Origin of the sequence: Pseudomonas sp. MIL9, assembly GCF_016887925.1 — a bacterium.
GTDB lineage: Bacteria > Pseudomonadota > Gammaproteobacteria > Pseudomonadales > Pseudomonadaceae > Aquipseudomonas > Aquipseudomonas mohnii.
In genome coordinates, this window is sequence record NZ_JAFEHE010000001.1 from 109516 (window position 1) to 131163 (window position 21648).

Annotated in this window: 21 protein-coding genes and 1 pseudogene; 12 read left to right on the top strand and 10 right to left on the bottom strand. The window is 61.5% G+C overall.

All coding sequences use genetic code 11. The annotated features are described in order from the left end of the window. Window positions 1–17: 17 nt before the first annotated feature. The 4 genes from JQF37_RS00480 (at window position 18) to JQF37_RS00495 (ending at window position 4487) form a co-directional block, all read left to right on the top strand. Entirely contained in the window at window positions 18–1196 is a 1179-nt protein-coding gene (locus JQF37_RS00480) for an MFS transporter (protein WP_130209887.1), read from the top strand. Window positions 1197–1357: 161 nt separating this feature from the next. Next, on the top strand, window positions 1358–2065 hold the full coding sequence (locus JQF37_RS00485; protein WP_130209889.1) for an HPP family protein: 708 nt from the start codon (window positions 1358–1360) through the stop codon (window positions 2063–2065). Window positions 2066–2225: 160 nt separating this feature from the next. Continuing rightward, window positions 2226–3332, top strand: coding sequence for an enoyl-CoA hydratase/isomerase family protein (locus JQF37_RS00490; RefSeq protein ID WP_130209891.1), 1107 nt, complete (start codon window positions 2226–2228; stop codon window positions 3330–3332). Between the two features lie 3 nt (window positions 3333–3335). Further along, window positions 3336–4487, top strand: coding sequence for an acyl-CoA dehydrogenase family protein (locus JQF37_RS00495; RefSeq protein WP_130209893.1), 1152 nt, complete (start codon window positions 3336–3338; stop codon window positions 4485–4487). A 160-nt stretch (window positions 4488–4647) separates the two neighbouring features. On the opposite strand, the gene JQF37_RS00500 is transcribed toward JQF37_RS00495, so the two are convergent. The 6 genes from JQF37_RS00500 to JQF37_RS00525 form a co-directional block, all read right to left on the bottom strand. Beyond that, the gene (locus tag JQF37_RS00500; protein ID WP_130209895.1) at window positions 4648–5421 is read right to left on the bottom strand and encodes an enoyl-CoA hydratase; all 774 of its coding nucleotides are present in this window, start codon (window positions 5419–5421) and stop codon (window positions 4648–4650) included. 14 nt (window positions 5422–5435) lie between these two features. Beyond that, a complete protein-coding gene (locus JQF37_RS00505) occupies window positions 5436–6563 on the bottom strand; it encodes an acyl-CoA dehydrogenase (RefSeq protein ID WP_130209897.1) in 1128 nt (375 codons plus the stop codon). Between the two features lie 167 nt (window positions 6564–6730). Then, window positions 6731–7924, bottom strand: coding sequence for an acetyl-CoA C-acyltransferase (locus tag JQF37_RS00510; protein ID WP_130209899.1), 1194 nt, complete (start codon window positions 7922–7924; stop codon window positions 6731–6733). 11 nt (window positions 7925–7935) lie between these two features. Then, the gene (locus tag JQF37_RS00515) at window positions 7936–8697 is read right to left on the bottom strand and encodes an SDR family NAD(P)-dependent oxidoreductase (protein WP_130209901.1); all 762 of its coding nucleotides are present in this window, start codon (window positions 8695–8697) and stop codon (window positions 7936–7938) included. A 16-nt stretch (window positions 8698–8713) separates the two neighbouring features. After that, complete coding sequence (locus JQF37_RS00520; protein WP_130209903.1) at window positions 8714–10378, bottom strand: AMP-binding protein; 1665 nt, start codon at window positions 10376–10378, stop codon at window positions 8714–8716. 166 nt (window positions 10379–10544) lie between these two features. After that, window positions 10545–11561, bottom strand: a complete 1017-nt coding sequence (locus JQF37_RS00525; protein WP_130209909.1) for an AraC family transcriptional regulator — start codon at window positions 11559–11561, stop codon at window positions 10545–10547. A gap of 304 nt (window positions 11562–11865) precedes the next feature. On the opposite strand from JQF37_RS00525, the gene efeU reads away from it, so the two are divergent. From efeU to JQF37_RS00545, 4 genes are all read left to right on the top strand, one after another. After that, the gene (gene efeU / locus JQF37_RS00530; protein ID WP_204149435.1) at window positions 11866–12723 is read left to right on the top strand and encodes an iron uptake transporter permease EfeU; all 858 of its coding nucleotides are present in this window, start codon (window positions 11866–11868) and stop codon (window positions 12721–12723) included. Window positions 12724–12924: 201 nt separating this feature from the next. Continuing rightward, entirely contained in the window at window positions 12925–14025 is a 1101-nt protein-coding gene (locus tag JQF37_RS00535; protein ID WP_130211657.1) for an IS110 family transposase, read from the top strand. A gap of 588 nt (window positions 14026–14613) precedes the next feature. Beyond that, window positions 14614–15183, top strand: a complete 570-nt coding sequence (locus JQF37_RS00540; RefSeq protein ID WP_130205443.1) for an antitoxin Xre/MbcA/ParS toxin-binding domain-containing protein — start codon at window positions 14614–14616, stop codon at window positions 15181–15183. After that, window positions 15183–15680: an RES domain-containing protein gene (locus JQF37_RS00545; RefSeq protein ID WP_103404423.1), complete on the top strand. Its 498-nt coding sequence runs from the start codon at window positions 15183–15185 to the stop codon at window positions 15678–15680. Before JQF37_RS00540 ends, JQF37_RS00545 begins: the two co-directional genes overlap by 1 nt. A 74-nt stretch (window positions 15681–15754) precedes the next feature. Here JQF37_RS00545 and JQF37_RS00550 read toward each other — a convergent pair whose 3' ends face one another. Further along, entirely contained in the window at window positions 15755–16603 is an 849-nt protein-coding gene (locus JQF37_RS00550) for a LuxR C-terminal-related transcriptional regulator (RefSeq protein WP_130205463.1), read from the bottom strand. A 32-nt stretch (window positions 16604–16635) separates the two neighbouring features. Between JQF37_RS00550 and JQF37_RS00555 the strand changes: the two genes are divergently transcribed. After that, window positions 16636–16797, top strand: a complete 162-nt coding sequence (locus JQF37_RS00555) for a hypothetical protein (protein ID WP_189340321.1) — start codon at window positions 16636–16638, stop codon at window positions 16795–16797. On the opposite strand, the gene JQF37_RS00560 is transcribed toward JQF37_RS00555, so the two are convergent. After that, window positions 16791–17450 (bottom strand): isoprenylcysteine carboxylmethyltransferase family protein, encoded by a 660-nt coding sequence (locus JQF37_RS00560; RefSeq protein WP_130205441.1) that lies wholly within the window; start codon window positions 17448–17450, stop codon window positions 16791–16793. The genes JQF37_RS00555 and JQF37_RS00560 overlap by 7 nt on opposite strands. A gap of 30 nt (window positions 17451–17480) precedes the next feature. Here JQF37_RS00560 and JQF37_RS00565 point away from each other — a divergent pair. Continuing rightward, a pseudogene (locus tag JQF37_RS00565) lies at window positions 17481–17804 on the top strand (pyridoxal-phosphate dependent enzyme); the annotation flags it as partial. A gap of 77 nt (window positions 17805–17881) precedes the next feature. Here JQF37_RS00565 and JQF37_RS00570 read toward each other — a convergent pair. Continuing rightward, a complete protein-coding gene (locus tag JQF37_RS00570) occupies window positions 17882–18202 on the bottom strand; it encodes a DUF2388 domain-containing protein (RefSeq protein ID WP_090469717.1) in 321 nt (106 codons plus the stop codon). Between the two features lie 136 nt (window positions 18203–18338). Further along, complete coding sequence (locus JQF37_RS00575) at window positions 18339–19352, bottom strand: helix-turn-helix domain-containing protein (protein WP_130205439.1); 1014 nt, start codon at window positions 19350–19352, stop codon at window positions 18339–18341. 298 nt (window positions 19353–19650) lie between these two features. Here JQF37_RS00575 and JQF37_RS00580 point away from each other — a divergent pair, with 298 nt between their 5' ends. Next, window positions 19651–20439, top strand: a complete 789-nt coding sequence (locus JQF37_RS00580; protein WP_130205437.1) for an SDR family oxidoreductase — start codon at window positions 19651–19653, stop codon at window positions 20437–20439. Window positions 20440–20534: 95 nt separating this feature from the next. Next, window positions 20535–21641 (top strand): NAD(P)/FAD-dependent oxidoreductase, encoded by a 1107-nt coding sequence (locus JQF37_RS00585; RefSeq protein WP_130205435.1) that lies wholly within the window; start codon window positions 20535–20537, stop codon window positions 21639–21641. The last annotated feature ends 7 nt before the right edge of the window (window positions 21642–21648 follow it).

The following is a 21648-nucleotide window of genomic DNA, read 5'->3' on the forward strand; positions in this document are numbered from 1 at the left end:
ATAAGGACATTCACCCCGTGGCCGCTTACTCCCTCGTTATCCGCCGGTTGTTGATCTGCTCGCTGACCATCGTTGTCAGCCGCGCGATCACCAGCCCCATGCTCACGCTGTTCCTGAGCAACAAGCTCGGCCTCAACCAACAGGACGTTGGCTTGCTGCTGGGCATCGCGGTGTTCATCGCAACCTTGCTCGCGCTCTACGGCGGTTACATCATCGATCGCCTGGAAAAACGCCGTCTGCTGATTCTGACGATGCTATCCAGTGCCATCGGCCTGGTGCTCCTGACCCTGGCCGAAAACCTTTACCTGACCACCGTCATCCTGGTGGTCACCGAAACCGCTTCGGCGTTGTTCCTCATCGGTTCAAAAGCCATCCTCAGCGAAAACCTGCCGGTGGGCCAACGGGCCAAGGCGTTTTCCCTGAGCTACACCCTGACCAACATTGGCTACGCCATCGGCCCGATGCTCGGCGTGGTGATTGCCGGGATTTATCCGATCGCGCCGTTCCTGATCGCCGGCGCCATCGCCTTTTTCAGCATTTTCCTACTGACCGGCGTTGCCAGGGATCCGGCGCTGCCCCCTGCAATCGGACAGGCGCAGAGCTTCCTCAACACCCTGATCACCCTGAAAAACGACCGCACCCTGATCATGTTCACCTGCGGTTGCCTGCTCAGCACGGTCGTGCACGGGCGCTTTACCTTTTATCTGTCGCAGTACCTGCTGGTCACCAGCGACGACCAGAACACCCTTAAAGTCATGGCGGCCCTGCTCGCCTGCAACGCCATCAGCGTGATCCTGTTGCAGTACCAGATCGGGCGTTTTCTCAAGCGCGAGCACTTGCGCCACTGGATCGTCGGCGGAACGGCCCTGTTCATCCTTGGCCTGATCGGCTTCAGCCTGGCCGATAGCCTGGTGGGCTGGTGCGTGGCGATGTTCATCTTCACCCTCGGCGAAATCATCATTTACCCGGCCGAATTTCTCTTCGTCGATACCCTGGCCCCGGCTGAACTGCGTGGCAGCTATTACGGCGCACAAAACCTGGCCGCCCTGGGCGGTGCACTCAGCCCGGTGATTTGCGGCTTCCTGCTGATGCACACCCCGGCGCCCACCATGTTTTATGCCCTGAGTGTCCTCGCAGCCTTCGGCGGGATGCTGTGCTTCATGAGCGGGCGTCGCGTGGCAATACATCAGAAATAATGAACTGAAGCTTCATTAATATGAATTTGTCAGCATCAGGAATCACCGGCACACTGTGTTCGTTCCTCCCCCAACAGTTGGAACAACTTCAAGGGCTTTCCGGGCTTCCCCCGGTAAGCCTTTTTTTTTCCTCGATTTTGTTCAAGGGAACGCTCTCCGTCATGCTCGCTCGCTGGTTACCTGCCGCCATCAACACCCGCCCCTCTGAATGGAGCCGCGCCGCCATCGGCATGGCCTTCGGCACCCTGCTCAGTGTCTGGCTGTGTGGGCAGGTATTCGGTATCGAGGTGGCACAACATCTGATCGGACCGTTAGGGGCGTCGGCGGTGTTGCTCTTCGCTGTATCGTCAGGGGCGCTGGCGCAACCCTGGTCGATTCTCGGCGGCTACCTCAGCGCGGCGGTGGTGGCGCTGTTGGTGGCGCACGTACTCGGTCGCACCTTGACCAGCGCCTGCCTGGCCGCCGGCATGGCCCTGGTCCTGATGTGCTGGCTGCGCTGCCTGCATCCACCGGCCGGCGCCCTCGCCTTGACGCTGGTGCTGGCAGACCCGGCGACCGTTGCCCTGGACTGGAAAGCCCTCGGCCCGGTGATGCTCGGCGCCTCGATCATGTTGTTCTGCGCCCTGGCCTACAACAACCTGACGCGCATTCGTTACCCCAAGCGTGCCAACGAACCGGTGGCCGTGGTGCCTGCCGATCATCCGCCAACTGACCGCCAGGCGATCACCGCTGAGGACCTGAAAAAGGCCCTCGCCGATATGGAGGCGTTCTTCGACGTCACGCCCGAAGACCTTGAACAATTGATTCATACCAGTGAGTTACACGCCAAACGTCGCAGTATTGGTGAAGTACTGAGCCGCAGCGCCTGAACACGTCGTTGTCGGCCACAGGCGTCGATGGTTGCCATGCATAAATGCAGTAAGCACCTGCACATTTCCCGGTTGTACATCACAAATTTGCACTGTTACGATCCTGCATCGCTCGCGCGCGAGCTTCTTAATAAAGAACAATAAAAGCAGGGAGTTAGTGATGACTGCTCAGGTTTCTTCTCCGCGGACACAGTCCATGGATGCCACGCAAAACGACGTGCTGGCCGAGGTTCGCAACCACATCGGTCACCTGACCCTCAACCGCCCCACCGGCCTCAACGCCCTCACACTGGACATGGTCCGCACCCTGCAGCGCCAATTTGATGCCTGGGCGCAGGATCCGCAGGTGCACGCAGTCGTCCTGCGCGGTGCCGGCGAGAAAGCCTTCTGTGCCGGCGGCGACATTCGCTCGCTGCACGACAGTTTCAAGAACGGCGACACCCTGCACCAGGACTTCTTCGTTGAGGAATACGCCCTCGATCTGGCGATCCACCATTACCGCAAACCGGTACTGGCCCTGATGGACGGTTTTGTCCTCGGCGGCGGCATGGGACTGGTGCAAGGCGCCGACTTGCGCGTGATCACCGAAAAAAGCCGTCTGGCCATGCCGGAAGTCGGGATCGGTTACTTCCCGGACGTCGGTGGCAGTTACTTCCTGCCGCGCATTCCCGGCGAACTGGGGATTTACCTGGGCGTCAGCGGCGTGCAGATCCGCGCCGCCGACGCGCTCTATTGCGGCCTCGCCGACTGGTATCTGGACAGCAGCAAACTGGCCACGCTGGACGAAAAACTCGATCAGCTGCAATGGCGCGACACGCCACTGAAGGACCTTCAGGGCCTGCTGGCGAAACTCGCGGTGCAACAGCTGCCCGACGCGCCGCTCGCGGCGTTGCGTCCGGCCATCGATCACTTCTTCGCCCTGCCCGATGTGCCGGGTATTGTTGAGCAACTGCGCACCGTGACGGTCGCCGACAGCCATGAGTGGGCCACGACCACCGCCGACCTGCTGGAAACCCGCTCTCCGCTGGCCATGGGCGTGACCCTGGAGATGCTGCGACGCGGTCGGCGCCTGAGCCTGGAACAATGCTTCGCCCTGGAGCTGCACCTGGACCGCCAGTGGTTCGAACGCGGTGACCTGATCGAAGGCGTGCGCGCCTTGCTGATCGACAAAGACAAACAACCACGCTGGAACCCGCCTACCTTGCAGGCGCTGGACGCCGGGCATGTTGCGAGTTTCTTCCAGGGTTTCGATGAGAGCGGGAGCTGAGTCATGCACGATATCGAATTGAGCGAAGAGCAAGTGATGATCCGCGACATGGCCCGGGACTTCGCCCGTGGCGAAATCGCCCCCCACGCCCAGGCGTGGGAGAAGGCCGGCTGGATCGACGATGGCCTGGTGGCGAAGATGGGCGAACTGGGTTTGCTGGGCATGGTGGTGCCCGAGGAATGGGGCGGCACCTACGTCGACTACGTGGCCTATGCCCTGGCCGTGGAAGAAATCTCGGCCGGCGACGGCGCGACCGGCGCCTTCATGAGCATCCACAACTCGGTGGGCTGCGGGCCGGTGCTCAACTACGGCACTGATGAACAAAAACAGACCTGGCTCGCGGATCTGGCCAGCGGCCAGGCCATCGGCTGTTTCTGCCTGACCGAACCCCAGGCCGGTTCCGAAGCGCACAATTTGCGCACCCGCGCCGAATTGCGCGACGGTCAATGGGTGATCAATGGCGCCAAGCAGTTTGTCAGCAACGGCAAACGGGCAAAACTGGCGATCGTGTTCGCGGTGACCGACCCGGACCTGGGCAAGCGCGGTATCTCGGCATTTCTGGTGCCCACCGATACCGCGGGCTTCATCGTCGATCGCACTGAACACAAGATGGGCATCCGCGCCTCCGACACCTGCGCCGTGACCCTGAACAACTGCAGCATTCCCGAGGCCAACCTGCTCGGTGAACGCGGCAAAGGCCTGGCCATCGCCCTGTCCAACCTTGAAGGCGGACGCATCGGCATCGCCGCCCAAGCGCTGGGCATTGCCCGAGCGGCCTTTGAAGCGGCGCTGGCCTACGCCCGCGAACGCGTGCAGTTCGACAAACCGATCATCGAGCACCAGAGCATCGCCAACCTGCTGGCCGACATGCACATGCAATTGAACGCCGCACGGTTGTTGATCCTGCACGCGGCGCGCCTGCGGACAGCCGGCAAACCCTGCCTGTCGGAGGCCTCGCAAGCCAAACTGTTCGCCTCGGAAATGGCCGAAAAGGTCTGTTCCTCAGCGATTCAGATTCACGGCGGCTATGGCTACCTGGAAGATTATCCGGTGGAGAAGTACTACCGGGACGCGCGAATCACACAGATCTATGAAGGATCGAGCGAGATTCAGCGGATGGTGATTGCGCGGGAACTGAAGAACTACCTGGTGTGAGGCCCTGTAGGAGCGAGGTAGCTGAGCTGAGGGCGCCTCAAAAGCATCGCGGGCAAGCCCGCTCCCACAGGTTTTTCGGTGCGAAAAAAAAATCCGCAGCACACCCAAAACCTACTGTGGGAGCGGGCTTGCCCGCGATGGCGTCAGCAAGAGCGCCGCATTACTTGCCCTGGAACTCAGCCTCACGCTTGGCAATGAACGCCGCCATGCCTTCCTTCTGATCCTGCGTTGCAAACGCTGCGTGGAACACCCGACGCTCGAAACGCACGCCTTCCGACAGGCTCACCTCAAAGGCGCGGTTGACGCTTTCCTTGACCATCATGGCGATCGGCAGGGACTTTTTGGCGATCAGCGTCGCGACTTTCAGGGCTTCCTCCAGCAGTACATCGCTTGGCACGATCCGCGCCACGATCCCGCAACGTTCCGCTTCCACGGCATCGATCAAACGCCCGCTCAGGCACATTTCCATGGCCTTGGCCTTGCCCACGGCGCGGGTCAGGCGCTGGGTGCCGCCCATGCCCGGCAGCACGCCGAGGTTGATTTCCGGCTGACCGAACTTCGCGTTGTCGCCGGCCAGGATGAAATCGCACATCAACGCCAGTTCACAGCCGCCGCCCAGGGCGAATCCGTTGACCGCGGCGATGATCGGCTTGCGACGGTTGGCCACGCGATCGCTGTCGCTGAACAGGTCATCGAGGTAGATCTGCGGGTAGGTCAGCTCGGACATTTCCTTGATGTCGGCACCGGCGGCAAAGGCTTTTTTCGAGCCGGTCAGCACGATGCAACCGATGTTCGAATCGGCTTCCAGACCATCGAGGGCCTGGTTCAGCTCGCCGATGATTTGCGAATTCAAGGCGTTCAGCGCTTGCGGGCGGTTCAAGGTGATGAGGCCTACACGGCCGTGGGTTTCCAGCAGAATCGTTTCGTAGCTCACAGATGGACTCCTTCTCAAAGATTGCGCGAAATAACCATGCGCTGAATGTCGCTGGTGCCTTCGTAGATCTGGCACACCCGCACGTCGCGGTAGATCCGCTCCAGCGGAAAGTCGTTCAGGTATCCGTAACCGCCAAGGGTCTGCAACGCCGAGGAGCAGACCTTCTCGGCCATTTCCGAGGCGAACAGCTTGGCCATCGACGCTTCGACCAATGCCGGTTTGCCGCTGTCACGCAGGGCGGCAGCGTAATACACCATTTGCCGGGCGACCGCAATTTGGGTCGCCATGTCGGCCAATCGAAAAGCCACCGCTTGATGCTCGATGATCGGCTTGCCGAAGCTCTCGCGTTCGCGGGCATAGTCACGGGCCGCTTCGAAGGCCGCGCGGGCCATGCCCACCGATTGCGAGGCGATGCCGACACGGCCGCCTTCGAGGTTGGCCAGGGCGATCTTGTAGCCTTCGCCCTCCTCGCCCAAGCGATTGGCCACCGGGACTTTCACGTCTTCGAAGAGGATCTGGCAGGTGTCCGACGCGTGCTGGCCGAGTTTGTCTTCGACCCGCGCGACTTTGTAGCCCGGCGAATCGGTCGGCACGATCAGCGCGGTGATCCCGCGTTTGCCGGCACTCGGATCAGTCACCGCAAACACAATCACCACCCCGGCGTTCTGCCCGGAGGTGATGAATTGTTTGCAGCCATTGAGCACATAGTGATCGCCTTCAAGGCGTGCACGGGTTTTCAAGCCGCTGGCATCGGAGCCGGCCTGGGGCTCGGTCAACGCGAAGGCGCCCAACATCGCACCGCTGGAGAGGGGCTTGAGGAAGCGTTCTTTCTGCTCGTCGTTGCCGTAGTTGAGGATCGGCACGCACCCCACCGAGTTGTGCACGCTCATGATGGTCGAACAGGCCCCGTCGCCGGCGGCGATTTCTTCCAGGGCCATGGCATAGGCCAGGTAACCGGTGTCGCATCCGCCCCACTGCTCCGGCACCAGCATGCCAAAGAAGCCCAGTTCGGCCATCTCGCCGATGGCTTCCTTGGGGAAACGGTGCTCGCGGTCCCATTCGGCGGCGAACGGCTTCAGCCGTTCCTGGGCGAATTGCCGGGCCATGTCGCGGATTTGTTGTTGGTCGTCATTGGGGATCATGGTGAATCCTTAAAAAATAAGCTTTCGTACAACTACCTGACTGAAACACTGCCCCCTGTAGGAGCGAGCCTGCTCGCGATGGAGGTTAACGATGACGCGGGCTGCCTGGATAAACGTGGCGCCCTTGCGATCATCGCGAGCAGGCTCGCTCCTACAGGGGGGCGGTGTCAGTACAGGCATTCCACGGCCATGGCCGTCGCTTCACCGCCGCCGATGCAGATGGCCGCCACACCGCGTTTCAAGCCTTTCTGGCGCAGCGCCGACAGCAGGGTCACGAGAATCCGCGCGCCGGACGCACCGATCGGGTGGCCCAGGGCGCAGGCACCGCCGTGCACATTGACCTTCTCGTGGGGAATTTCCAGTTGGGTCATGGTCACCAGGCTGACCACGGCAAAGGCTTCGTTGACTTCGACCAGATCGACCTGGTCCAGCGACCAGCCGGTTTTGTGCATCAGTTTCTTGATCGCACCGACCGGTGCCACCGGGAACAGGCCCGGCGTATCGGCAAACGCCGCGTGACCGTGAATCACCGCCAGCGGCTTGAGGCCGCGCTTGTCGGCTTCGGAACGGCGCATCAGCACCAGCGCCGCCGCGCCGTCGGAGATCGAACTGGAGTTCGCCGCCGTGACCGTACCGCCCTCGCGGAACGCCGGCTTCAGCGAGGCAATTTTGTCCAGCCTGGCTTTTGGCGGTTGTTCGTCGTTGCTGATCGTCACCTGTTCTTTGCCGACGGTCACGGTCAGCGGCACGATCTCGTCCTTGAAACGACCCTCCTTGATCGCCTGCTGTGCGCGGGTGGTCGAGGCGACGGCGAAGGCATCCTGAGCCTCGCGGCTGAAACCGTTGGTTTCGGCGCAGTCTTCGGCAAAGGTACCCATCAGGCGGCCCTTGTCGTAAGCGTCTTCGAGGCCGTCGAGGAACATGTGATCGAGCACGCGGCCGTGGCCCATGCGGTAACCGCTGCGAGCGCGGTCCAGCAGGTACGGTGCGTTGGACATGCTTTCCATGCCGCCCGCGACGACCACCTCGGCGCTGCCGGCGACCAGCATGTCGTGGGCGAGAATCGCCGCTTCCATCCCCGAACCGCACATCTTGTTCAGGGTGGTGCAGCGTGTCGATTTATCCAGCCCGGCGCCCAGTGCAGCCTGGCGCGCCGGGGCCTGGCCGAGGCCGGCGGACAGGACGCAGCCGAACAACACTTCTTCGACCGCTTGCGGGGCGATACCGGCGCGCTCCACGGCGGCCTTGATGGCCGCCGCACCGAGTTGCGGCGCGGTCAGGCTTTTAAGCTCGCCCTGAAAGCCACCCATCGGGGTGCGGACGGCGCTGACGATGACGATTGGATCGTTGGAAAGGCTCATGACAATTCCTCTTATTTGGCGGCCATGCGCAAGGCACCGTCGAGACGGATCACCTCGCCATTGAGCATGCTGTTTTCAATGATATGCCTGACCAGCTCTGCGTACTCGGCCGGTTTGCCCAGACGCGGCGGGAACGGCACGCCGGCGGCCAGGGAATCGCGCACTTCCTGGGTCATACCAGCCATCATCGGGGTTTCGAAAATGCCCGGGGCGATGGTCATCACACGGATGCCGAAACGTGCCAGTTCACGGGCGGCGGGCAAGGTCAGGCTGACAATGGCACCTTTGGACGCGGCATAGGCTGCCTGGCCGATCTGGCCATCGAAAGCGGCGGCGGATGCGGTATTGATGATCACGCCGCGCTCGCCATCGGCGTCCGCGTCGGCTTCGGCAATCGCCGCCGAGGCGAGGCGCAGCATGTTGAAGCTGCCGATCAGGTTGACGTTGATCACCTGGCTGAAGCTGGACAGCGCGTGCGGACCGTTCTTGCCGAGGATCTTCTCGCCACGCACGATGCCGGCGCAGTTGACCAGGCCATTGAGACCGCCAAAAGCCTTGACCGTGGCCTGCACCGCCGCTTCAGCCGCGGCTTCGTTGCTGATGTCCGCCACCACGCTTTGCGCGCCGAGGCGTTGGGCCTGGGCTGCGACGGCTTCGGCGTTCATGTCCACCAGCATCACCTTGGCGCCGGCCGCAACCAGCATTTCAGCGGTGGCCGCACCCAGGCCGGAGGCGCCGCCGGTGACGAGAAAAACCTTGTTTTCGATCTGCATCATTGTTTCCTTGGATTCAAGCTGAAACGTTCTTCGCGGCAGCCTCTTGAGCCTTCGCGATTTCCTGGTTGCGCAAGATAAAGCGCTGCAATTTGCCGCTTGGGGTTTTCGGCAACTCGCTGACAAATTCGATTTCACGGGGGTACGAGTGCGCGGCCAGGCGCTTGCGCACATGTTGACGCAGCTCTTCGGCCAGCTCCGGCGTGGCGCGGTATTGCTCGCCGATCACGACGAAGGCCTTGACCAGCTCGGTGCGTTCCGGATCGGGTTTGCCGACGACCGCCGCTTCGATCACCGCCGGGTGTTCGATCAACGCGCTTTCCACGTCGAACGGGCCGACACGGTAGCCGGAGGTGGTGATCACATCGTCACTGCGACCGACAAAACTGATGCTGCCGTCCGGGTTCCACTCCACGGTGTCGCCGCTCAAGTAGTAGTCGCCGACGAACGCCTTGGTCGGCGCGCCTTCGTAACCGGCGAACCAGCACATCGGCGATTGGCTGCGGTCGATGGCCAGGATGCCCGGCTGGCCAACGCCCAGTTCCTTGTACTGTTCGTCCAGCACCACAATGCGGTGGCCCGGCGAGGCGTAACCGGCGGCGCCCATATGAATCGGGTGCTCCAGGCCATGATGATTGCACAACACCATGCCCAGTTCGGTCTGGCCGTAATGGTCGTGAATGACCACGCCAAGGTTGTCGGCGAACCAGCGGATCACTTCCGGGTTCAGCGGCTCGCCGGCGCTGCTGACGATACGCAGCTTGCCTTTGATCGACTTGGCGAACTCGTCGCCCCCGGCGATCAGCAAGCGATAAGCCGTCGGCGATCCGGTGAGGTTGGTGATCCCGTACTTGTTGATCACCCGGCAGGTGCTTTCCAGGGTGAACGGGCCATCGTAGAAGGTGATCGGGTGGCCCATCGACATCGGGCCGGTTACGCCGAAATAGATGCCGTAGGCCCAACCCGGGTCGGCAACGTTCCAGAAGGCGTCTTCGGGGCGCAAATCCACGGCATCCCGGGTGTAGCTCTGGAATGCGACGATGGCCTTGAGTGGCACCGACAGCGCTTTCGACGGGCCGGTGGTGCCCGAGGTGAACATCAGCAGGAACGGGTCTTCACCGGTCAGCAGCACCGGTTCGCAGACATTGGAGAAGTTGGCCAGTTCGGCCCAGAAACTGAAATCGCCCTGGACGATGCCCTGCCCCTTGGGCCCGCCGACGGTGACGATGGTCGGGCAGTTGGCGACTTCCGCGAGTTTCGAGCGGTTGACCGCATCGGTAACCACCACTTTGGCGCCTGAGCTGCCCAATCGATGTTCGATGGCTTTCGGCCCGAAGGCCGTGAACAGGGGCTGATAGACCGCGCCAATGCGCCAGGTGGCGAACACGGTAATCAATAATTCGATGTTACGTGGCAACAGGCCAGCGACCTTGTCGCCCTTCTGCACGCCCTGGGCCAACAGGAAGTTGGCAAAACGCGCGGCCTTGTCCTGCAAGTCGCTGAAGGTGTAGGTCGCGCTGGTGCCGTCGCGGCCTTCCCAGAACAGCGCGATCCGACCCGGCAAGGCATGCCGGTCGCAGCACTCGATGCAGGCGTTGAGGGCAGTCAGATCGCCAGCGAGTACGGCGTCGACGGTGTGCTGATAATTGAACTGTGATGTAGCAGACAAGTAATCGCGCATTGCCAGAATCCCTCTGTATTTTTATTAGGTTGGGGGAACCGTAACTAACAGGGAAATACTCGCTCTGCGCGGGTGGTGGGGCAATGGTCAAAGTTATCAAGTTGCGTGACTGGTTTGGCCAAGAGCCGGGGGCCGTGGCGCCTGCCCAACCACCAACAAAACCGGATCAGCTCGATTCGTTGAGAATCAAACTGCGGTAGTGCCCCGGATTGGACCCCGACCACTTGCGAAACGCCTTGTAGAACGAACTCGCATCGGCAAACCCCAGGCGCGTGGCGATTTCCGCGAAGCTGATGGCCGGTTCCGCCAACCAGACGATGGCCAGTTCCTTGCGCACGCTGTCCTTGAGCCCTTGATAGGTTTGGCCTTCCTCGGCCAGCCGCCGACGCAGGGTCGAGGCCGACATGCACAGGCGTTGCGCCAGGGCTTCGGTTTCCGGCCAGCGTTCGGCGGGCAGTTGCCGCAGATCGTGCTTGATGCGGCTGGCCAGGCTCTGCGGATCGCGGTACTTGACCAGAATGTTCGCCGGCGCATGGGCCAGGAAACGCTTGAGCTCTTCCGCGCTGCGCTTGATCGGCAGGTCCAGGCAATCGGCGGAGAAAATCATCCGCGTGCGTGGACGGTCGAATCGCAGGTTTTCGGAGAACATCACTTGATAGTCGTCGCAGAAGTCCGGTTGCGAGCAGCGCAATTCGATGGCCAGGATCGGAATCCGCCGCCCCGCCAGCCAGCAGGCCACGCCATGCACGATCATCCAGTAGGTGAAATAGGTGAACGCCCGGCGCGGGTCCTGTTCGTCTTCCAGCAGCACAATTTCCGCCAGGCTTTGTTGGCGAACCAGTTCCGCGGGCAGGTGTTCGAGCATCAGTGACAAGAAGCTCAGGCCACTGGTGAGGCCCGCCGCCAGACTCGGCTGGACCATGGCGCAGCGACAAAGAAACGCCAGGCTGCCGGACTTGAGCTTGCGCGGGTCCATGCCGAAAAACTCGTCATCGCCGCGCCGCGCCAACAGACGCCACAACCGGGCGTAAGCGGTGGCCGGTACCCGTGCATCACTGGTGTGCAGCAGGAGCGGATCGATGCCGACCTTGATCAACACCTCTTCGGTGGCAACGCCTGGGGCGCAACTTTGCAACAGCGCTTCTCGCACCAGTTGAATGGAGATGGTGTCTTTTTCCGCCATGGAGCGAGGCAAACCCTGTTCTTGTTCGAGTGGTGGGCATAGTAGCGCAGCCGCCAACGCCGCGCCCCCTGTAGGAGCGAGCCCGCTCGCGATGGAGGTTAACGATGACGTGGGTTGCCTGGATGAACGCGGTGCCCTGACCTCCATCGCGAGCAGTCGAGCGTCGACCGGCTGCTCTTATAGGGGACGGGTTGATCTTCGGGATCGTTCAGCTCAGGTTCAGCTAAATGTCAATCGGTAGCATGTGCGAATGAGTGTCATTATGTTACAAATTCGCACCTTATCTGATTCCCCACGGTGCTGAATGCTCGTTCCTTTTCTGATCATGCTGCGCGAAGGCATCGAAGCCGCGTTGATCGTTGGCATCATCGCCAGCTACCTCAAACAGACCGGCCGTGGCCAGTGGATGCCCGCCGTGTGGATCGGCGTGTTCCTCGCCGCCGCCCTCGCCCTGCTGGTGGGCGGTGGCCTGGAACTGGTGAGCGCCGAGTTTCCGCAGAAACAGCAGGAACTGTTTGAGGGCGTGGTCGGCCTGGTGGCGGTCGGCATTCTCAGTTCCATGGTGTTCTGGATGCGCAAAGTGGCGCGTTCGATCAAGCACTCGTTGCACGCCTCCCTCGATCAGGCGCTGACCGGTTCCAGGCATCAGGTCACCGCCCTGATCGCCATGGTGTTTTTCGCCGTGGCCCGCGAAGGCCTGGAAACAGTGTTCTTCCTGCTCGCGGTGTTCCAGCAAAGCGAAGGTCCGGCGGCCCCGATCGGTGCCCTGCTCGGTCTGGTCCTGGCGATCATCGTTGGTTGGCTGATCTACACCGGCAGCATGCGTCTGAACCTCGGCGCGTTCTTCCGCTGGACCGGCCTGTTCATCCTCGTGGTGGCGGCCGGCATTCTCGCCAGCTCGGTGCAGGCGCTGCACGAGGCCGGGGTGTGGAATCACCTGCAAACCGTGCTCTTCGACATCAGCGCCACACTGCCAGTGGACGGTCCGCTGGGGTCGGTGCTGGCCGGCATGTTCGGTTACCAGGACGCCCCGACGGTCAGCACTTTGGGTGCCTATCTGATTTATCTGATCGTGGCGCTGGTGATGTTCTTCCGGCCACCCCCCGCGCCGATTGCGAACACCCGTACGCGCGAGCCTGCTCGCGATGGTCGTGAACGATGACGCGTAAAACCGGTTGTCCTGCGGCGCCCGCAGGTTTTTCGCGAGCAGGCTCGCTCCTACAAGGGACGGTGGTGTTTCAAATGACGGCGGTAGAACGCTGTCACCCTCCTGTANCTGTAATTGAATGGACTCGCCCAAGCCGAGGCGTCTGTGCGCCACGGTGGCATTCTTATAGAAGCCAACGACAGCGAGGGCGAGGCCATGAAAAAGCATACGACGACTAATCAGTCTTTGTCAGCCGATGCATCGACGTGTACGACCGTTGCGGTAGATCTTGCCAAGAGGGTTTTTCAGGTAGCTGGGGAGGATGCCCTCGGCCAGGTGATATTCGAAGATCGAATCAAGTCGCGCGAGGCCTTTCAGGTATTTCTTCATAAGCTTCCCGCGAGCGTGACGGTATTGGTCGAGACCGGGCCAGGTGCTCAGGCATGGGCGCGGTTGCTGCAAACGCAGGGCAACCCGGTACGCATCCTGCCGGCACAGCTGGTTGCCAATCATCGAAGCGGCCCAAAAAACGATCGCAACGATGCATTGGCTATCCTGCGCGCAGGCCGCGATTGCAAGATTTCGGCCGTACCGGTCAAGAGTGCCGCAGCGCTGGCGATGCAGGCTCTGCACCGGGCCCGACAGGGATATGTACGGCGACGCACTGCCGTAAGCAATCAGATGCGCGGTTTGCTGTTGGAGCATGGTGTGGTCCTGGCCCAGGGTGAAATCGCTATCAGCCAGCTTGTGCCTCGAATACTGGAAGACGCTACTCAACCGTTGCCCGATCTGCTGCGTGAGCTGATCGCAGAACTACTCGGCGAATGGGGTCAACTGGGCGAACGCGTCAATGTGTTGACCGGTCGGTTGGAAGCGGCAGCCAAGGAGGACGAGACGGCGAGACGGCTGATGACGGTGCGCGGTGTTGGTCCGATCATCGCCACGGCGCTGCTGGCCAAGCAGACCGAGCCTGAACGCTTCGCCAGCGCTCGGCAGTTCGCCGCCTATTTCGGGCTGGTGCCCAGCCAGCACAGCAGCGGTGAGAAGGTCAGACTGGGCAAGATGAGCAAGCAGGGCGATGCCTACTTGCGCAGTCTGACGATCCAGGGGGCGCATGCCGTTTTAAGACAGATACGACCTGATTCAGAGCAACCGGACGACCAACGTCTACAGCGTTGGATCTCCCGTCTGGGGCGCAAGGCGGCGGCTGTGCGACTGGCCAACCGCAACCTGCGCATCCTCTGGGTGCTGCTACAAAACGACCAGACTTATCGTCGCAAGCCGGGCAATGGCCAGGAGGCTGCGATGAGTCACTGATCCACAGAGTTCTGCCACCGGGGCGTTAAGCCGCTCCACCCTATGCTAAAGAACATTGACCCCAGGTCAGACCGTCGCGGATTGATGCCTGCGCTCCTACTGGCCCTTGAGGCCTTACTGTAATCGGCATACCGCGAGCTTACCCAATGTCGGCCAGAAGCCGCTCAGGCTTCCTCGAACAGGCCTTATACATAGATGCAACCGGGTAGCAGTGTTCAAAAGCGGGTTGAAAGTGGGGGCGAGTCCATACATAGGAGCGAGCCTGCTCGCGATGGTCGTGAACGATGGCGCGTGCTTGCAGGCTAAGCGCGGTGCCCTTGGGTCCATCGCGAGCAGGCTCGCTCCTACAGGTATTGCATTGGCGTTGTATCCCGGGATGCTGTGAAGAACCAAAAAAAGGACTGGGGTTCGCGGAGCAATCCGGCTGTGTCTGTTGAGAGATGAGAGGGTGCTTGCTCAATCCGGTAGCACGGCATCAGGCCTGGCGCTGCTTCTGTAGGGCGTGTTGCAGGTGAACGTTATTGGATTGGATAGTATTGCCATTTGGCACTATAGTTTATGCCAGATGTCAGAGTGACGGAGGCTGCCATGAGCGCCAAGAAAAAAGATGATGCAGCCAATGAGGTGGTCAAAGATGCCGGCCGCTTCACGAGTGTTCAACCGGGCCAGCTTGAAGCGGCCGCAAAAATCACGGGTCGAAAGAAACCTGCGGTGACCACTGCTGCGACAGATCACCCGCCACGCATGGTCGCGATCTTGCTCTCCGGGAATGTGGGGGATGATCGTATGGAGATTTACCGAGCCGTAAGAAACGGTTTTCCCTTGCAGTCAGTGCTCAACATGATCGAAAACAGCGAGGTGTATAAGCAACGTGGCGTGCTGTCGAAAATCGTTGGCGCTTCTGATCGCACGCTTGCGCGGCGGCTGAAAACGCCCAATGAAATCTTGACCTCGGAGCAAAGCACGCGCGCGCTCAACTATGCCGAAGTCTTGGAAAAAGCCACGGAGGTGCTGGGCTCGCGCGAGCTGGCCGAGCAATGGATGGTCAAACCTGCCCGTGGCCTGGACGGTGAAATACCCATCGATTTGATTTCCAACTCGGTGGGCTATGAGTTGGTGACTGATTTTCTGACGCGCATCGAATATGGGGTCTATTGATGGCTAAAGATCCCTTTAGCAGTGAGATTCACTTCTGGCGCCTCGACCCTGCCGAGTATGCCCCCACATGGCATTTGGGCGTGGGGGCAGAAAAGGTGGGTGGACGCTGGAACCCTAAAGGCATGGCCACGGTTTATGCCAGCCTGGATGCCTCTACGGCCATTCTCGAGGTGGCGGTGCACAAGGATTTCGACGCGTTGGATTGCAAACCTCATCGCCTGACGCAGGCCCGTGTGCTGGACCCCTCCAGGATTCACGTGGTACGGCCCGAAACCATCGCGAACCCCAATTGGTTGGTCCCTGGCACCCCAAGCCGCAGCCAGCAACAGTTCGGTGCCGATCTGCTGCGCCAGCATCCGTTTGTTTTGGTGCCATCGAGCGTGTCGCCGCATAGCTGGAATTTGCTGATGAACCCGCAAATGGCCATTGGTTTGTACGAGCAGGTGCTGCAAGAGCCTTTTGGTCTGGATGGCCGGCTTAACAAGCCTCAAGCCTGAAGCGCATCATCCCCTCAAGTACCCATCCAGCGATTGAATGAACGGATACGTGCTGCTGACAAGCACTGCGCAAGCTAACAACCCACGGCGCGACCTCGATCCCCTTGCAGCCTGTCGCCTGAAGCTTGCAGCTGATTTTCAGTGAGGTCGCGGATAAACAGTCCGAGCAATTCCGACTGGCTGCCGATGCCGAGCTTGGCGTAGAGGTTCTTGCGGTGGATTTTCACCGTGCCCGGACTGATGTTCAGTTGTTCGGCGACCGAGGCACTGGAGTGACCGCGCAACAGCAGCTGCACAATCTCCTGCTCGCGCCCGGTGAGAATGTGCGCGCCGAACTGATCGAAGGCTTCGCGGATCTTGAAGTCCAGATCCTGCGCGGGTCGCGGTTGCTGGGCCTGACGCAAGCGCCAGGCTTCATTGATGACCTGCTCGACCACCGCTTGCGCGCACTCGATCAACTGCATTTCGTCACGGCTGAACGCGCAACTGGCCGAGGAACGCATCAGCGACAGCACGGCCGTGGCACCGGCGCCGAGGTCGACGAAAAACGCCACTTCTTCTGCCAGACCGGTTTGCTGGTAATACGTCAGGTAGTACTCACCGAGGTAGAAGTGGTCCGGCGCAAACTGGCGCAATCGCCACAATCCGGGCGCCTGCCCGCGCGTACAGGCCAGGTAGAACGGATCGAGCAAATACGGTCCGCATTGATAGTCATCGACATACACCGCGCGCTTGTCCGCCGAGAAGGTGTCGAACAACGCCAGGGGGCGGTGATTGCCTTCGTAGACGAACAAGACGAAATGATCGACCGGGCATACTTGCCGCAACCAGTGGCTAAGGCCCGACAGCCGTGCATGCCCGGCGGGCAGGTCGAGCAGGTGGGCGACACCGGTGGTCCAGAGTTTCAGTTCCTTGGGGCGCATGGTGACTTCAAGCAAGGGAGGATCGCCATCAGATGCACAAAGTACGCCATGCCTGCCTTGGCCGTGCGGGGCAGGGCGGTGTGATCGAAATGCTTGAAAAAGATGCACTGCAACGGGGCCGGGTGTTACCGAGTGCTACAGCTTTGGTAGCAGAAGTGATTGGCGCCGACACCGGCTGCGGTTGGTTTCAGTAGATTGTCGGAATCAACCGCCAGCTCCGGGCGCAATAAGCCTCGTAGTCAGCGCCAAACTGCGCCCGCAACAGCGCCTCCTCGGAATGAATCCGCGCAATCAGCGGGATCACCGTCAGCGCGGCCAGCAACAGGCCGACTGCCGAGCGGAACGCCAGCGCCCAGCCTGTGGCGATGATCAGCATCCCCAGATAACTGGGGTTACGCAGGCGGCGATAAATTCCGTCGGTGACCAGGCTGTGCCCCGGTTGAATCGCCACCAGCCCGCTGAAGCGCTTGCCCAGCACGAACACTGGCCAGATTCGCAGGGCGCCGCCCAGGATGTACAGCACTGCCCCGAGCCAACGCACACCCTCGCCGCCGAACGTCCAGAAGTCGACCCGGTCGGTGTAGGCCGGTAGAAATCCGCTCAGTAAGCCAATGATGCCAAAGGCCGGTAGCACCCAGCGATTGGCCCGGTCTTCACGTTCGCCGGAACTGAGGTTGACCTCGGTGAACAGCGAAGCGACGACCATCGCCAGGGTGGCAAGCGCCACCACGACCAGCGCGCCATGGGAGAAAAAGGCGGTGAATCCGCCCAGCCCCCAAATCGCCAGCCAGAGGTAGGCGAGGGTGGACACGAAGGCGACAACAGCCAGTTTTACGGAAATTTTCATGATGCCTCCATCAGTGGGCACACCCTTGGCGAAACCGGCGCCGAGGTGATTGTCCACGGCAAGGTCTGGGACGAAGCCAACCAACGGGCCATTGAGCTGGCGCAGGGTGCGGACACCGAATATGTCCCGGCTTTCGATCACCCGGTGCTGTGGCAAGGGCACAGCGCGATGGTCGATGAAATCCTCGAAGACGACCCGCAAGTCGATGCATTGGTCACGTCGGTGGGCGGCGGTGGTTTGCTTGCGTACCTGGATCATCCGGCGATTGCCCAGGCCCATGACGGGGTGATTGTGGTCTGTGGCGGTGTCAGCATCACCCCGGCCCTGGTGGCCGGGTGGGCGCGGCATGCTTGAAGCAAAGCCTGTGAAGCAAGGCAGGGCTGGAAACGCTGTCCAGGTTTCACAAGCCCCACCGCTGAGGTTGGCCGTCGTTATTGACCGGCTGGAACGCCTTCCTGGACGAGAATGGCGCGAGCCAGGTCTTCGTCGCTTGCGTTGTTGAGGTCGGGGTGCTCCTGCCGGAGCTGTTTGAGAACCGATTCCAGGTAAGCGCCGCGAATCGTACCGCCACTGGCCACGAAGCTGGAGGCGTCATCACGGGCGGGAATCATGAGTTTGTGGTCCTTGAATGTCGAGTACAGCGATGCGGAAACCCCGGCTGAGGTGGCGACATCGCCTGCGTCCACCTTGGCCATTGCAGAGCCGAAGGGTAAACACAGCAACAGAGAAGAAACGATAATCAGACGGCGCATGACGGTGTCCTCTGAAAGCGTGAAGCAAAAAGGAAGTACCTCATCATTTAGGATGCACCACAGCCGTCAGGAGTTCCCTGTCGATACGCCATCAATCCCGAGCCTTGAACGTTTGGCTTGCCGGGCGAACGCGGGCTTACCGCGAAAACCGGCTGCGATATTCCCGCGGCGACACCCCCAGGTTGCGCTGGAAAGTGAGACGCATGCGCTCTTCATCGCCAAAGCCGCACAACCGGGAAATTTGATCGATGTTGCGCTCGGACTCTTCCAGCAAGCGCCGTGCGGCTTCCACTCGCAGCACTTCCACGGCCTTGGCCGGGGTACGGCCGGTTTTGAGCTTGTAGACCCGGGCGAAATTGCGCGGGCTCATTTGCACCCGTTGCGCGAGTGTCTCGACCGTGAGGTTTTCGCCCGCGAGATTCTGCGTGATCCACAGGTGCAGGTCGTCGAAAGCGGCGCCTTCGAGGGTTTGCGATTGCAGTAATTGGCTGTATTGGGCCTGGCCACCGGGACGCTTGAGAAACACCACCATTTCCCGCGCGACCAGCAATGCCACGTCGCGTCCGCAATCCTCTTCCACGAGGGCCAGTGCCAGGTCGATCCCGGCGCTGACGCCGGCGGATGTCCAGACCGAGCCGTGTTTTACGAAGATCGCATCGCTGTCGACTTCGATCGACGGGTAGCGCTCCTTGAGCACGTCGCACATCTTCCAGTGGGTGGCGGCGCGTCGGCTTTCCAGCAATCCGGCCTCTGCCAGCAGGAACGTTCCGCTGCACACCGAAGCCGTGCGTTTGGCGTCGGGCGATGCCTCCTTCAGCCAGGCGACCAGGTCCAGGGATTTGCTCATTGCCAGCAGAATATCCGGGGCGCCGGGGGCGATCAGGGTGTCGATCGGGTGATCGGCGAAATCACGCAATGGCAGGGTGTCGACGACCAGCCCCTCTGCTGTCTGTATCAAGCCGCCGGCCAGGCTCGCGGTGTGCAGGGTGTAACCGGGCAGGCCGCGATTCTCCATGTACCGCGATGCGGCCCAGAACACCGTTTGTGCCCCGGTCAAATCCAACAGGCCCATTTGCGGATAGGCGAGGAAAACAATGAGGCGCGCTTGTTCGCGGGCAAGGTCGGGATGAGTGTTCGGGACTTCGTTCATGAGCTTCTGATTTGGCGAGTGGGAATAATGATAATTCGCAAACGATATAAGCGTTATCGCCTCTCATCGGCTGTCTGGATTTCAGGGTTTTATGGCATTTGGCTCGTGAGAGTTCAACCCTGGCGTCGATCACCGAAGCGCAAGGGTGTTTTTCAGGAACGTGCCGGCGCGCTCCCTCACGCCCGGGGGAGGTCTGCCGATGATGAGAAGGCCTGATCCCGCGCCCAGTCTTTGTCATCCTCCGGGTGACGGCTGAGGGGTGGTAACGTGAGCGCTTTGAACCGTCAGGAGCATCGTCATGGATTTGGGTATTTCGGGGCGTTGGGCAATCGTCTGCGCCGCCAGCAAGGGCTTGGGCCTGGCCTGTGCACAGGCGTTGGCGAAGGAGGGCGTCAACCTGGTGATCAACGCCCGCGGCGACGAGACATTGCAGGCTGCCGCGTTGGCGTTGCGCCAACTGGCACCGACCATCGAAGTGCGCACCGTGGCCGGGGACATCAGCGAAGCGAGCGTGCGCGCGCAGGTGCTGGCGGCGTGTCCGCAGGTGGATATTCTGGTCAACAACGCCGGCGGTCCGCCGCCGGGTGATTTCCGCGACTGGCAACGCGACGACTGGCTGAAGGCGCTGGATGCCAACATGCTCACGCCCATCGAGCTGATCAAGGCCTGTGTCGACGGCATGGCCGAACGCGGGTTCGGGCGCATCGTCAACATCACTTCCGGCGCGGTGAAGGCGCCGATCGATGTGCTGGGCCTGTCCAATGGCGCCCGCAGTGGCCTGACCGGCTTCATCGCCGGGCTGGCGCGTCAGGCAAGACTGGCCGGGAACAACGTCACCGTGAACAATTTGCTGCCGGGGCCGTTCGAGACCGAGCGATTGCACAAGACCTTGAGCGCGGCCGCCAAGGCCAATGGCTCCAGTGTCGAAAGCGTCGCCGAGCAGCGACGAAAAAACGTCCCGGCCCAGCGCTTCGGCCAGCCGGATGAGTTCGGTGCGTATTGCGCGTTCATTTGCAGCGCCCGGTCCGGGTTCCTCACCGGGCAGAACCTGCTGCTGGACGGCGGCAGCTATCCCGGTACGTTCTGAATGGACGAGCGTGGTCATGGCCATGCTGTTGGCGATATTCTCCTGCCTGATCGATTACCGTGAGCGGGGGCTGGTTTGACATGAGGGCAGGGCGGGTGAGCGTCGATATCGACAGCGTGGTGGTTGGGGCCGGTGTGGTCGGGCTGGCGGTGGCCAGGGCGCTGGCCATGAGCGGGCGCGAAGTGATTCTGGTCGAGGCCGGCGAAGGCATAGGCGTGGGCATCAGTTCGCGCAATTCCGAAGTGATCCACGCCGGCATCTATTACCCCGGCGGCAGCCTCAAGGCGCAGTTGTGCGTGGAGGGCAAGCAACGCCTCTACGCCTTCTGCGACGAGCGCGGCGTCAGCCATCAGCGCCTGGGCAAGCTGATCGTGGCCACCGATGATGCCCAGCGCACGGCGTTGCAGGGTTTGCTGGAGCAGGGCCGGCGCAACGGTGTCGATGACTTGCAATGGCTGGAGGCGAGTGAGGCGCGGGAACTCGAACCGGCGTTGTCCTGCGTCGCCGCGCTGTGGTCGCCGTCCACCGGCATCGTCGACTCCCATGGCTTGATGCTGGCGTTGCAGGCCGATGCCGAAGCCGGGGGCGCGTCACTGGCGTTTCATACGCCGCTGTTGTCGGCGCGTTGCATCGAACAGGGTTTCGAGTTGCACATGGGCGGTGCCGAACCGATGACCTTGAGCTGTCGCGAGCTGATCAACTGTGCAGGGTTGTCTGCGCCCGAGGTGGCAAGCCGCATCGCCGGCCTGCCTGCGCAATACATCCCGGAGGCGCGGTTGTGCAAGGGCAGCTATTTCAGTTTCAGTGGCCGGGCGCCGTTTCGCCATCTGGTGTATCCGGCGCCGGAAAGTGCCGGGCTGGGTGTGCACATGACCCTCGACCTGGGCGGCCAGGCGCGATTCGGGCCTGATGTGGAATGGGTCGATCACATCGACTACCGCGTCAATCCATCGCGGGGCGACGGCTTTTATCAGGCGATCCGGCGTTACTGGCCGGGGTTGCCCGATGGCAGTCTGCAACCGGCCTACAGCGGTATTCGCCCGAAAATCAGCGGACCGCACGAAGCGGCCGCCGACTTTCTCATCAGCGGCCCGACTCAGCATGGTGTAGCGGGATTGGTGAACCTGTTCGGCATCGAATCCCCAGGCCTGACCAGTAGCCTGGCGCTGGCCGATCGGGTACTGGATACGCTCGCGCAGTAACCGCCGT

Excerpts from the sequence above, each read along its gene's own strand:
- JQF37_RS00485 (WP_130209889.1), top strand. The coding sequence starts at position 1,358 with ATGCTCGCTCGCTGGTTACCTGCCGCCATCAACACCCGCCCCTCTGAA.
- JQF37_RS00560 (WP_130205441.1), bottom strand. The coding sequence starts at position 17,450 with ATGAAAATTTCCGTAAAACTGGCTGTTGTCGCCTTCGTGTCCACCCTC.
- JQF37_RS00520 (WP_130209903.1), bottom strand. The coding sequence starts at position 10,378 with ATGCGCGATTACTTGTCTGCTACATCACAGTTCAATTATCAGCACACC.
- JQF37_RS00535 (WP_130211657.1), top strand. The coding sequence starts at position 12,925 with ATGAAAAAGCATACGACGACTAATCAGTCTTTGTCAGCCGATGCATCG.
- JQF37_RS00495 (WP_130209893.1), top strand. The coding sequence starts at position 3,336 with ATGCACGATATCGAATTGAGCGAAGAGCAAGTGATGATCCGCGACATG.
- JQF37_RS00575 (WP_130205439.1), bottom strand. The coding sequence starts at position 19,352 with ATGAACGAAGTCCCGAACACTCATCCCGACCTTGCCCGCGAACAAGCG.
- JQF37_RS00510 (WP_130209899.1), bottom strand. The coding sequence starts at position 7,924 with ATGAGCCTTTCCAACGATCCAATCGTCATCGTCAGCGCCGTCCGCACC.
- JQF37_RS00550 (WP_130205463.1), bottom strand. The coding sequence starts at position 16,603 with ATGCGCCCCAAGGAACTGAAACTCTGGACCACCGGTGTCGCCCACCTG.
- JQF37_RS00545 (WP_103404423.1), top strand. The coding sequence starts at position 15,183 with ATGGCTAAAGATCCCTTTAGCAGTGAGATTCACTTCTGGCGCCTCGAC.
- JQF37_RS00580 (WP_130205437.1), top strand. The coding sequence starts at position 19,651 with ATGGATTTGGGTATTTCGGGGCGTTGGGCAATCGTCTGCGCCGCCAGC.
- JQF37_RS00540 (WP_130205443.1), top strand. The coding sequence starts at position 14,614 with ATGAGCGCCAAGAAAAAAGATGATGCAGCCAATGAGGTGGTCAAAGAT.
- JQF37_RS00490 (WP_130209891.1), top strand. The coding sequence starts at position 2,226 with ATGACTGCTCAGGTTTCTTCTCCGCGGACACAGTCCATGGATGCCACG.
- JQF37_RS00555 (WP_189340321.1), top strand. The coding sequence starts at position 16,636 with ATGCACAAAGTACGCCATGCCTGCCTTGGCCGTGCGGGGCAGGGCGGT.
- efeU (WP_204149435.1), top strand. The coding sequence starts at position 11,866 with ATGCTCGTTCCTTTTCTGATCATGCTGCGCGAAGGCATCGAAGCCGCG.
- JQF37_RS00515 (WP_130209901.1), bottom strand. The coding sequence starts at position 8,697 with ATGCAGATCGAAAACAAGGTTTTTCTCGTCACCGGCGGCGCCTCCGGC.
- JQF37_RS00505 (WP_130209897.1), bottom strand. The coding sequence starts at position 6,563 with ATGATCCCCAATGACGACCAACAACAAATCCGCGACATGGCCCGGCAA.
- JQF37_RS00570 (WP_090469717.1), bottom strand. The coding sequence starts at position 18,202 with ATGCGCCGTCTGATTATCGTTTCTTCTCTGTTGCTGTGTTTACCCTTC.
- JQF37_RS00525 (WP_130209909.1), bottom strand. The coding sequence starts at position 11,561 with ATGGCGGAAAAAGACACCATCTCCATTCAACTGGTGCGAGAAGCGCTG.